General features: G+C 45.2%; 11 protein-coding genes. 4 read left to right on the forward strand and 7 right to left on the reverse strand.

Translation table 11 applies throughout. The features are described from left to right. Positions 1-156 precede the first annotated feature (156 nt). Together AC1DPK_RS04345 and AC1DPK_RS04350 are read left to right on the forward strand one after the other, a co-directional pair. A complete protein-coding gene (locus AC1DPK_RS04345) occupies positions 157-1,083 on the forward strand; it encodes an RluA family pseudouridine synthase (RefSeq protein ID WP_441879221.1) in 927 nt (308 codons plus the stop codon). A 143-nt stretch (positions 1,084-1,226) separates the two neighbouring features. Beyond that, positions 1,227-1,562 carry a DUF1904 family protein gene (locus tag AC1DPK_RS04350; RefSeq protein ID WP_477509442.1) on the forward strand — a complete coding sequence of 112 codons (336 nt, stop codon included), beginning with the start codon at positions 1,227-1,229 and terminating at the stop codon, positions 1,560-1,562. Between the two features lie 2 nt (positions 1,563-1,564). Here AC1DPK_RS04350 and AC1DPK_RS04355 read toward each other — a convergent pair whose 3' ends face one another. From AC1DPK_RS04355 to AC1DPK_RS04370, 4 genes are all read right to left on the reverse strand, one after another. Then, positions 1,565-2,020, reverse strand: coding sequence for a hypothetical protein (locus tag AC1DPK_RS04355; protein WP_477509443.1), 456 nt, complete (start codon positions 2,018-2,020; stop codon positions 1,565-1,567). Beyond that, complete coding sequence (locus AC1DPK_RS04360) at positions 1,989-3,953, reverse strand: glycosyltransferase family 39 protein (protein WP_477509444.1); 1,965 nt, start codon at positions 3,951-3,953, stop codon at positions 1,989-1,991. The genes AC1DPK_RS04355 and AC1DPK_RS04360 overlap by 32 nt, the downstream gene beginning before the upstream one ends. Further along, on the reverse strand, positions 3,946-5,250 hold the full coding sequence (locus tag AC1DPK_RS04365) for an MFS transporter (protein ID WP_477509445.1): 1,305 nt from the start codon (positions 5,248-5,250) through the stop codon (positions 3,946-3,948). The genes AC1DPK_RS04360 and AC1DPK_RS04365 overlap by 8 nt, the downstream gene beginning before the upstream one ends. Before the next feature lie 105 nt (positions 5,251-5,355). Further along, entirely contained in the window at positions 5,356-5,916 is a 561-nt protein-coding gene (locus AC1DPK_RS04370; protein WP_477509446.1) for a GNAT family N-acetyltransferase, read from the reverse strand. A gap of 69 nt (positions 5,917-5,985) precedes the next feature. On the opposite strand from AC1DPK_RS04370, the gene AC1DPK_RS04375 reads away from it, so the two are divergent. Then, complete coding sequence (locus AC1DPK_RS04375) at positions 5,986-8,220, forward strand: UvrD-helicase domain-containing protein (protein ID WP_477509447.1); 2,235 nt, start codon at positions 5,986-5,988, stop codon at positions 8,218-8,220. Positions 8,221-8,238: 18 nt separating this feature from the next. After that, positions 8,239-9,225: an HD-GYP domain-containing protein gene (locus AC1DPK_RS04380; protein WP_477509448.1), complete on the forward strand. Its 987-nt coding sequence runs from the start codon at positions 8,239-8,241 to the stop codon at positions 9,223-9,225. A 71-nt stretch (positions 9,226-9,296) separates the two neighbouring features. Here AC1DPK_RS04380 and AC1DPK_RS04385 read toward each other — a convergent pair whose 3' ends face one another. The 3 genes from AC1DPK_RS04385 to AC1DPK_RS04395 form a co-directional block, all read right to left on the reverse strand. After that, positions 9,297-9,857: a GNAT family N-acetyltransferase gene (locus tag AC1DPK_RS04385; protein ID WP_477509468.1), complete on the reverse strand. Its 561-nt coding sequence runs from the start codon at positions 9,855-9,857 to the stop codon at positions 9,297-9,299. 272 nt (positions 9,858-10,129) lie between these two features. After that, the gene (gene sigJ, locus AC1DPK_RS04390; protein ID WP_477509449.1) at positions 10,130-11,008 is read right to left on the reverse strand and encodes an RNA polymerase sigma factor SigJ; all 879 of its coding nucleotides are present in this window, start codon (positions 11,006-11,008) and stop codon (positions 10,130-10,132) included. A gap of 37 nt (positions 11,009-11,045) precedes the next feature. Continuing rightward, positions 11,046-12,239, reverse strand: a complete 1,194-nt coding sequence (locus AC1DPK_RS04395; protein WP_477509450.1) for an NAD(P)/FAD-dependent oxidoreductase — start codon at positions 12,237-12,239, stop codon at positions 11,046-11,048. Positions 12,240-12,273 lie beyond the last annotated feature (34 nt).

The following is a 12,273-nucleotide window of genomic DNA, read 5'->3' on the forward strand; positions in this document are numbered from 1 at the left end:
ATTTGGTAAATCTATCATTAATCCTACCACTCCTCTTAACTCTTTGTCTATTAGATCGAGATTCATAGAGCGTTGTTAAACTGCTAAACAGAAGATTAGAACTGAAGCCCATACTCATGGTATAGTAGGAGCATTGAATCTAGGAGGTTTTTTGGCATGCACAGGGGAAAAAAGCGCGGAGCTCCTCAATCACAAGCAGATAAGAGCAAGTCCTACCCGGTTAACGAACCGATGGAACTGCTTCCCTTTCTCATAAAAAATATTTCAGGTGCTGGACGCAATGTAGTGAAATCCATATTAGCGAATGGACAAGTATCTGTAGGCGGAAAATCAACGACCGCTTACAACTATCCGCTTCAGCCCGGTCAAACCGTTACGGTAGGCAGAGACCGGCCGCAGGATAAAATACCGCTGGAAGGGCTCGCGATCCTTTTTGAGGATGAGCATATTATCGTTATAAAGAAGGAATCGGGACTTCTGTCCATATCATCTGATTCTGCGCCAGAAAATGAAGTGACCGCCTATCGCCAGCTTATGGCGCATGTACGTGTCGAGAATACGAAAAACCGGATTTACGTTGTGCATCGTCTGGATCGTGATACTTCAGGTGTCATGATGTTTGCAAAGAGCGAGGCGGTTCAGCAGCAGTTGCAAAACAGCTGGCAGGATTCGGTTCAAGAACGCAGCTATATCGCGCTCGTAGAAGGATTGGTTAAGAAGGAGCAAGGTACAATCAGTTCGTGGCTGAAGGAAAGCAAAACGCTCAAAATGTATTCCAGCTCCTATCCGAACGATGGTCTGCACGCCGTTACCCATTACAAGGTGCTTCGTTCCAATAAAAACTTCTCGCTTCTCGAAGTGAATCTCGAGACAGGCCGAAAAAACCAAATTCGCGTTCATATGGAGGACATTGGCCATCCCGTTGTTGGCGACAAAAAATACGGCGCACGCACACGCATCATTGGCCGCCTTGGCTTGCATGCCCGCGTATTGTCCTTCACGCATCCGGTAACCGGCAAACTCGTCAAGTTTGAAACTGAAATTCCTAAGCTGTTTCTTAAGCCGTTTCATGTGACGGAGTAAGCAGCAAACAAACAAGCATCAGTCGTTATACAGGAATGCCAATGATTGTGAATCAGACGGCATTCCCTGGTATAAGCGGCTGATGCTTTTTTTTGATATACTACTATGGATATTTAATCTATCTATGCAGGAGGAACAGTGCAATGCCACATTTATTATTCCGCGGAGTACCGTCCGAGCAGTTAAAGTCTGTTTCGACACCGCTTGCCGCTGAGCTTGCCGCTATTTGCGAGTGCGGTACCGATAATTTTACAATGGCTTGTCTAAATACGACCAGCGTTTTTGGCAGTGAGGCAGATGATCAAGGGTTTGCATTTATCGAGGTCGGCTGGTTCGAGCGGGGACAGCAAGTAAGAAATCGATTTGCACAGGCAGTTACCAAATATGTCAGCCAAATTGGCTTATCTGAAATTGAGATCGTGTTTCATGCATATCGTGAGGACAGCTATTATATTAACGGTGAAGCCGTATCGGATTAATTTCATTCCATGTTTCGTGTGATGGACGTTATTTTCCAGTTATCGTTGGAATCTGTATGTAACTCTAACGTGTTGATTTCAATTCGATTTTTATCAGCTTTATCCTTATAAGTAATTTTAACTACAGCTTCTCCTGAAGCATCATCATTCTTGGATGAACTAATTTCAAAAGTTTCTAACGAAACCAAACCATAGTCTTTATTCATGAGAGGCATTGTAACGTAATAATCAACAATGTCCCACTCCCCGGAGTCCCAATCCAAAAGGTTTTGAGACTCCTCCATCTTTCCATTATGCATGTGGTCGTAATATGCGGTGATTGTTTCCTTCATTCCCATCTGCTTATTTGAGCAGCCTATTAAGACAATAACAAATAGAAGAATCAAAATAATCAACATTACTCTAGCACGCAAAATAATACGGTCACTATTTCTTGCTMCACGCCACATCATCGACATTTAACCAGCCCGCCCCTCCAGTAAAATAGATAGAAACGGTATCCCCCATGTTCACGGATACTGCAGGCAGCTTAACTTCTACATATTGCTCTTGTGCGTTAATCGCAAGATCTTCAACTTTTACTCCATTGATGGAAAGCCCGATCATTCCACCAGCAGCGCTCGTACTCACTTTAGCAGAAAGGATATAGTCACCGTCATCAGCAGCCGAGAAGGTCTGGGAAACGACACGACCGTTGCCTGGGTCAACATACATTAAGTTGGAACCGCTGTAAGGACGGTTTGAGCCTATCCCCGTACCGGAAGTAAATGACCAATACTGCTGCCCTTCCTCAAAGCCGCCGTTCTGAAATGATTCATGAACATTCGGAGCTACCATTGTTCCTGTACCGCTCACGACCGTATAATGTTTAAATCTTTTAATCTTATAGCCTGAATCCTCACCCGGAATAGAGTCGCTATTTTTGAAAATATAAGCCGCTTCCTCGTTTGGCTTCAGCTCAGGCTGCCCAAAATGGTATCTGCCGAATGCCCGAACAAACTGAAAGGGTTCACCCGGATTGATATAGTCGACTGTGCTCATAAACTGCTTCGGATCCATTTTTTCATAAAACAATACATAAATATAAGGCATCATCACTTGATCCGTCACATAAATATTGCCCTCCGTTTCATCCGATGCATACTGTACAGCTTCTCCAAAGGACTCATAGAAAAGCGGGCTTATTTGCTTGGAATAAGTAGTGAAATAGTTAGCACAGAAGAAAACAAAGAAAATAGAGAATGCCGCTATAACGATAGGGAAAGAGTATTTAATCCGCTTGTGCAGCCACATAAGGCCTGCAACTGCCAAGTATACCGTCGGATAAAAAATAATATTAATACGATTGATATTCACATCAGTAATCAATGTCATTAGAATTGCCGTTCCGAACCAGATAGCAATGACTGCTGTCTCTATGCGGAAATTATTAATCAGTTTCATAACACCATATAAGATGCCAATTCCGATCATCGGTAATGCTAACGGATACATATACCCAAATTTAGGCATGGCATTCCACAGCAAACCATCATTTTGAGTCAAATACATTTGCAAAAATGATTTGAAATTGTCCGCAAACGTTGAGAAAAAATGACCGCCAAATGCCGTAGAGATTTGCTCTACACGAGGAACAGTTAGCTTAGGAATAGAAAACAGAAATTGTATGGTCGCCATGCCATATCGATTAATAAGAAGAAACAGACCGATAGGTGCTGCTAATATAATGAGAACCGCGCAATTCCAAAGCAGAACTCGCAGCTTGAACGCCTTTTTAACAACGAGCAGAGCCAATACGCCTACTCCAAAAACAGGTACAAAAAAATAAGCCGTTCCATAAGCATAAAGCGAAGCGGCTAGTGTTAATGTAAAGCCAATCAGCCATTTCGGCTGCTGCAGCGCTTTCAACAAAAAAAACACGGCGATTAGCACTAGAGTAGGAAAAATATTCGACTCCAGCGCCCATCGTGACATCATAATATGCCAAGGACATATGACGATAAAAAAAGCTGCAGCCGCAGCTGCATGCTTTCTTTTAAATAGCTGATTTGCAATCCGATAAAATAGCACCATGCTCAGTAGGCCAAATAAGATGCTAACCATTCGAACTGACAGTTCATTTAAACCAAATAAATAGATAAAAGGCATAGACAGGTAAGCATAAAGCGCGTTCTGACCGCTTCCCCATGCAATAAGATGAACCGGCAGCGATATGCCATTGCGATCAATGCCATAATGCAGAATAGAATAAGCCTCATAGCCGATCGATGCCTCATCCTGATTCAAGCCGCCTGGTATGGCGCCCGCATATACCACTCTCACCGCAGCCCCGACGAGAAACAGAAGCAGCAATAATGGGTTCTTTTTTACCCAATCTATAAAACTAGTCATTACTATGGGTCACCGCTTCGCTTCTTGTAATAGTATTCGTAGGACGAATAGGGTATAAATAGAAAAATAGAAGAGCCACAAGCAGAGCTATGAACGGGATGAAGCTGAGCATTGAACGAATGCCCCACACAGCCGCATCCGCTTGAACCGCGTCCTTCACATAGCCTGTAGCCTCCAGCACAACACCCAGAACAACAGCCTGCAGTGAAATTCCCCATTTGACGATAAAGCCGTTCATCCCAAAGTACATGCCCTCTCTGCGTACGTTTGTCTGCTTCTCATCCTCATCAATAATCTCGGACAACAGAACATCCAGCAATACCAGCAAACCCGCTAAACCGATGCCGATCACGACCGCCGCCATGGCCGCAGTTGCAACGCTGGATACGAATAAAAATGGAATCGTTGCAAATGCGTAAATACTAACGGCAATCATAACGGTCTTGCGCGGGCCCCATCTCTGCAGAAATTTCCCCCATATGTAGACGCACGGGATGGCAGCGACAAAAATAGCGCCAAGCAAAATCGTATTGCTGCTATCTTCAGCTCCGAGCACGTATTTGGTGAAGAAAGGGATAGCCGCGGGCAGCATGGCAAAGGTAAACTGGACGAAAAAGCTGCCGATAACGAATAAAACAAACGCCTTATTCGAGAATGTGAATTTCAAGGATTGAACGAAACCAACCTCTTCACGCGAAACAACCATTTTTTCCTTGCTTGCCGATACCATAACAATAAAGAAAATAAGCGCGATCCCGGCAAAAATCGCTCCCATCGGTCCCCAGCCCATATTCGCATAAACGAGGGGAGGAAGAGCCACACCAATAATCATTCCTAAGATGCCGAACATTTGACGCCATGAAGACACCGTTGCCCGTTCTTTCATCGTTGTAAACATTTCAGGGAACAGTGCAGAATAGTTCAATACAACCATCACGAACATAATGTCATAGAGCAGCACGATCGTTAAGAAGTACCAGAACAGCGCTGATCCGGTGCCAACTGGAAACCAAATCRCAGTAAACAAGGCCACCAGCGGCACCATGCCAAACAGCATGTACGGAATGCGCCTGCCAAAACGGGAGCTCGTACGGTCGGAAATGTGTCCGAACAACGGGTTTAGCACCGCATTGACGATGCCGTGAATCACCATGGCCAGACTGATTAAAGTCGGTTTTACACCAAGCACATCCACATAATAAAAAACGATGTAAGATGCGAAGGCCTGTGCAATTAAGTTGACTGATAAATTTCCCGAGCTGTAAGCTAATTTCGATTTGAAGCTTGCCATAGCCATAAATAAAACGCCCCCGGTTACGATGAAAGTCTATTATAAATTACATATAACTCTCTCATCTTACCGCACAAACCCTTTTTATTCCATAATTAACTTATTGAACAATTACTTCATTTTCACCATTCGGATATAAGGACTTCCGCTCACTAAAATCGTACCATCCTCAGTAAAACCAAGCTTTTTGTAAATCGCATAAGCCCTCGTATTTTCTGGCTCTACAATCAGCGACAGCCTGCTGCATCCAGCCTCTTCACCCTTCTGTTCAAAAGCGCTAATTAGCGCCTTAGCTATGCCCTGCCCCTGATAACGTTCGGCGACTGCGATGGAATCCAAGTAAAAGTCGCCTTCTTGTGCCTCAACAGCAATCGTTTCATCCGCACGCACACCTTTATCTCGCCCAGGACGTGTAACAAATGGCACATCCAGCTCTGCAGCTCCATCGCCTGAATAGCTAATAAGCATTCCTGCAATGCCATCTTCTCTCCTATCGACAAGAACATGCTTATAGCTAATCCGATTGTCCTCGCGAACATAAAAATCGCCAAGGATGCGCTCTACTTCATAATCATCCTCAGTTCCTGCCAAGGTGTAGGCAATATGGCCGATCGCAGATAGCAGCAGCGGCATTACTTCTTTTAAGTCTTCTTTCACAGCTTGTTCAATCATGATGTCATCCCTCATTCTTTTAATGTTCTGTTATAATAAGTGAATATTATTCTTAAAGGTGATGAAGTAGTGAGTCATGTCTATTATACATTTCCCATAGGCATTCGGAACAGTCAGGTTCCTTTTGCCGAGCAAGCAGAAGCCGAAACGAGCCTTCAGCTTGTTGATGCAAGCCAGAAGGATGCCGGCTTCTTCCGGTCTTTAGAGCAATTCGGCATATCACTCAATAGGCCTCAAATTGCCGCTGTTCGCCATAACAAAGGAGCAGCACTAACGCTGGCAGGAGCAGGATCGGGCAAGACGTCTGTACTCGTATGCCGAACTGCTTATCTGCTGGCTGTGCAAGGCGCCTTGCCACAGCATATTTTATTAATGACTTTTTCCAAAAAAGCAGCCGATGAAATGCGAAGCCGCATTCGCGCTCTTCCTGTGCTTAATCCGCAAGCAGCAAGCGGCGTAGAGGCTCGTACCTTTCATTCCTTCTGCCTCCAACTGCTGCGAGGGCGCGGCTATCGCCAAGGCATTTTGGGTGAAACCGGACAAAAGCATATTTTTTTCAAACGTCTGATGCGGGAGCTTTTGCTGCAAAACGAATATGAGCCCGAAACCATTCTTGCACAGCTCTCCGCCATTAAGCTGCTGATGATCAACATCGAAGACCTTCCCGCTTCTACAACGGAGGAAAGAGAGCTAAAGCTGCTTTTCACCCGTTATGAGCAGTGGAAGAAAGAGATGGATAAATTCGATTACGATGATTTGCTGCTTGAAGCGTACAAGCTTCTGAGGGACGACAAGGTGCTGCTTGCTACCCTTCAGCAGCGCTTTCAGTACATCATGATCGATGAATTCCAAGATACAAATCAGGTGCAATACGTGCTCGTCCAAATGCTTGCCGACAAGCATCGCAATCTTATGGTCGTCGGCGATGACGATCAGACGATCTATTCCTTCAACGGTGCAAAAAACGATTATATATTGAACTTCGAGCATCAATATCCAGGTGCAGCAACTTATGTACTGGATATTAACTACCGCTCAACGAGCACAATCGTCGGACTTGGCAATGCTATCATTCAATATAATAAGCTCYGCAAAGAGAAATCGCTCTTTGCTGTCAAGCCCAAAGGAGTTAGCCCCTCCTATGCACGGCTCAAGACGACGCAAGACGAGGCAAAGCTCATTACGGACACAATTAGCATGCTAATTGCTCAAGGCAATCGCTCCTTTGGCGATTTTGCTGTTTTATTCCGTACTGCGAGCAGCAGCAGGGCGCTCGTCGAGCTGCTTCTTACAAAGGAGCTTCCATTTATCGACTTCGGCGACGGCCAGCTCTTTTATGACCAGTGGGCGATAAAGCCGCTAGTTGCCCATCTGAGGCTTGCAATGGATCGCCGCAATTTCGATGCGATGGAAATTTTGCTGCCCTCGCTTTATGTCAATCGGGAACAGGCTATGGCTTTCATATGGAACCAAGACAAGCAGCGTGCTAAGAAATGGCCGCTCATACATCTGCTTGAATTTCCGCAGATCAAAGAATTTCAGAAAGACAAAATCAAAGAACGCATCAAGCTTATTAAAGCGCTGGCCGAATTAAAGCCTGCTGAAGCTATTATGCAGCTTCGCCAATCCTTTTATGATCAATTTCTTGAAACGAGCAAGCGTCATGAAATGACGGAGCATAAGGAAGGTCTAAAGGAAGTGCTTGATGAGTTCGAGTCTGCGGCGAGCACCTATGATACCATCGAAGCTTTTCTGGCCTATATTGATGATATTACAGACAAGCATGCTGCCGTGCAGCAGCTTCAGAAACATAATCATAACCGCAGTGCGATATCTTTGATGTCCATTCATCGATCCAAAGGACTTGAATTTCCTGTTGTATTCGTCATCGGTGCCTCAGAAGGCATTTTACCTCATAGCTCTGCATTAGCTGCGGATAAGCATAGTGACCGGAGCTCTATTCAAACCGGAGACAACGCACTGGCAGAAGCGCTGGAGGAAGAACGTAGACTCGCCTATGTTGCTGTCACTAGAGCCCAAGAGGAGTTGTATATCAGCTCCCCTGCTCTGTACCGGGGAAAACCGGCTGAACTATCAAGGTTCATCCGCTCTGCCTTTATGTCTGGTGAAGAAGAGGACGGTGATACAGAATCTGCTCTTGCATGGTTATGTACTAGCAATTCCTGCGAGGTATGGCAGCGTATTATTACTTACGAGGATTCACAATCAGAGACTCGTGCTTGCCCATTATGTCAGTCTCCAATGGAGCAAGGCACAAAGATATTGCCGAAGAAAAAGAAGTGAGGAGAAACGATTTGCAACATGAATGAACACCTAGTCCATTACCTTAAACTAGCTGATGCTGTGATCATCACAGATATAGAACATCATATTCTTGCAGTCAATCCGTCCTACGAGAAGGTTACGGGCTACTCATCACAAGAAATAGCAGGGAAAAAGGCTGGCATCCTGCGAACATCCTATACGCCAAAGGAAACGCATGATCAGATGAAGCAAGCTCTTAAACAAGGCTTGCCATGGTCAGGCGTACTAACAAATCGGCGAAGAGACAGCAGCATTTGGCATTCCTCCATTACCATAACACCTCTGCAAATCGAAGGGGTAACCTATTATATCGGTATTTTTCGTGAGCTGGAGAAGTTAAAGAGCGGCTTCTATTTACCAGAGGAGCGCATCGGCTCCATTCAAAGCTCGATGCTTAAGGTGCTCGCCATTTCTTGCGAAATTCGTGATCCGGGCATCGAGCAGCATCTCGTCCGTGTGCGGGATTTAACGGAACGGCTCACTCACTTCCATAATGAACGCATGCAATTATGCTGGACGGAGGAAGCCGTGAACCGCATTTCGCATGCGAGCATTTTGCACGATATCGGCAAATCAGGAATTCCTGAAGGCATTCTATATAAACCGGGTCCTCTCGCTTATTACGAACGAAATATTGTTGAGATGCACACCCAAATCGGCGTTGATATCATTGATAAAATTTATGCTGAGCTTACAGATGATTTATTTAAGCTTGAGCTCGAAATGGGTAAAAATATTATTTTATACCATCATGAAAAATGGGACGGTACCGGCTACCCGCATCAGCTTGCCGGAGAAAACATTCCAATTGAAGCACGTATCGTCAGCGTCGTTGATGTTTATGATGCATTGACCAGCACCCGTCCCTACAAAGAAAAATGGTCCGAAGAACGTGCGCTGGAATATATTAGTGAACAGCGCGGGCTGCATTTTGACCCTGAGCTGGTTGACTCCTTCCTTGCGCTCCATTCTAACGAGATGTAGCTACAAAAAAAAGCGCCAATCCCGAACATGGAATGAACCGTGTCCTCGATTGGCGCTTTATTTGTTTATTTTTATGCTCCATATAGCGCGTCGAACTCATCCTCTAATATAGACATCGTAATGAGATCATGAAACTTCCCATCCATAAACAAAGCGTCCCTCTCTACTCCCTCGCGATGAAATCCGATCTTCTCATACACATGGATGGCGCGCGGATTAAAAGCGTAAACGCCGAGATGGATGCGGTGCAAATTCAACTTTTGAAAGCCGTATCTAAGCATGAGAAGCAGCGCTTCTGTACCATATCCTTTGCCGCGATGCTGCGTCCCTTGAATACCGATACGTATATTCGCGCTGCGATTGATCGTATCCATATCATTTAGTACAACCTCGCCGAGCAGCTCTCCTGTTTCCTTCAATATAATCATGGAATCAAATCGGTCTTCGTTTATGACGCTAATTTTGCGAATCCAAGCTTCGATTTCCTCACGTGTAAAAGCTTTTTGTGACCCTGTCAGCAGGTTCATCTCCGAATCTTGTAAAAAAGCTAAATAAGCCTCTATATCGGACTCCTTTGCTGGACGCAATAATACCGAATTTCCCTCAATGATGTGTTTTGCAAGTTGTGTCATCACAATAATCTCTCCTATTTTTACTCTCAGCATTAATAAATCAACTCATGATTTTCATGTATATTATTTTGTGCGCAAAAATCCTTATACTTCTGAAGTAGAGTGAAAATATCATCTTGTCCGGTAATCTCATCGTTGTCATTGAAGTATTGCAGCGCTCCCCCTAATATAAAGAGCGTCAGCACTTCCTCGTCTTCCGTTATGAGCGTATGAATATCTCCGGGCGGCTCATAAATAAATCCATGTTCCCGTGCTAAGATCTACCTCCCTCCTTATGATCCGCCAATATACAATTCCAACAGTTTCAGCTTATCTGGGTTTCTTACAATGTAGAGATGAAGTGCACCCCCCTGCACCACATGGAAAAGAGTAACCCCCTCGATTCCTTTATCTGATCGTAAAACAAGTCCCGTCTGACCGTTCAGAATTCTAAGCTCGGCTTTCACACTGCCATCAGCAAGTGGTCCTTTTTGAACCAAACCGAATAGAAACCGAGAAACGTTTTCGCGTGTTTTAATAGGATGAATAGCAGCAGACACTTTGCCTCCGCCATCTGAAAGGAGAACAACCTCCTCTGCAAGCAGAGAAAGGACCTCCTTCACATTTCCCTCCGCAAGCTCCAATACAAAACGACGAACCCATTCTTCACCCGCAGGCAGCGCATGAACAGGTTCAGCCTCGGAAATCCCCATTTTGTCTCGCGCACGGCTCAGCAGCTTTCGACAATTGACTTCGCTTTTTTCTATTAGCTTTGCAATATCCGAATATTCGAAGCCCAGCGCTTCACGAAGCACAAATACGGCACGCTCCGAGGGGGTTAACCGTTCAAGCAAAACCAGCATCGCATAAGACAACAAATCGTGGTGAATAACGGCATCCAGTGCATCCGTCTCTTCTGTAAAAATGGGTTCTGGGAGCCACGGCCCGACGTACCGCTCTCTCTGCTTTCGAGCAGACTTTAGCAAATCCAAGCTGCGGTTTGTCGCCATTTTGCACAAATAAGCCTTTGGCTCGGCTATGCTCTCTGGATCTATATCATATGCCTTCACAAAAACATCCTGCACGATATCTTCAGCATCAGCAGCCGAACCCGTAAGCTGGTATGCAATTTTGAACAAAAGCGCTTTATATTGCAGGTAAAGCTCTTTCATTTCACCATCCCTCGTTTCATAACAAATGCTGCTCTTATCATTTTATGAGACTCGCATAATCCCAAGTCATTTTCCGTACCTTCCATCCAAGCTTCCCCGTTATGACAATGTCGAGGCCCCATTGCCTTGTCCATACCATTCCCCGCTCTGGCCCGAGACCAAAACAGAAAAAATCAATATAGCTCTTGTGAACAGGTGCAGAATGACCCATTACATCTGCCGTTATGACTTTCCCCAGCCTATCCGCTTGTGCAGTCGCTTCCTTGCACGTCATCCTATCCTCAAGCCCGCTCACCGGGTCAACAATTTGAGCACAGTCGCCAATGCTATATATCTCAGGTGCTTCTTTCACACGGTAATTAGCATCCACAATGACTCGACCATATGCAGTAAGCGGCAGCCCCATGCTTCTGAGCATCGGATTGGGCAGCAAGCCAAGCGTCCAAATACATAAGCCCACCTTTAAAATCTCACCATCCGATAAGAGAAGTTCCCCTTCCCTCTCACGAATAGCTTTGCGTCCATGCAGAACGGTCACTCCGCTGCCCTTAAGCAAGCGCTCCAGCTTCATGCCAACCTTTGCCGGTCCCTCCTGAAATAATCTATCCTGCGCATTTAGCAAGTAGAGAATCACCTCTGACGGATCAAGTCCAAGTGCACTTGCTTCCTTACGCAAAGCATAAACAAGCTCAGCAGATGATTCGATTCCACTAATCCCCGCCCCTGCAACGGCAACAGTCATCCATCTTTGACGCTCAGCACGGCTTGTTTCCTTTACCGCTTTTCTCAAGTTTTCATGCCAAAGCTCTCGAATATGAGCTGCGCTTGCGAGTCCTGTCAAGGCAATTCCGCCCTGATCGGCATCGGGCTGTCGAATAACGCTGCCTGCTGCCAATATGAGAATATCGTATTTTAAATTCTGCTCTTGCCCGCTCTCATCCTGATACAATAACCGCTTATCCCTTTTTTCTATGGTCACTACCATTCCTTGAATAAATTCCACACCATCCGGAAACAAGCTGCCAAAAGGAACAACAATATTATCATCATTGACAGCCGGCTTGAACAGCAATACCTTCCGAAGATGGTATGGCTGCTTATCAATTAGAATTAATCGGAGCTTCCCAGCTCCTAATTCCGGCTGCAATGTTTTTCGTATTGCCTTGAGGGCATTAATCCCTGCATAACCGCCGCCAATAATGACACATGTTATTTCCTTTTTCTCTTTCATCTCCATCAGCTCCTGTGCATGTTTGCACATGTAA

This window comes from Paenibacillus sp. 01T424, from assembly GCF_056398745.1.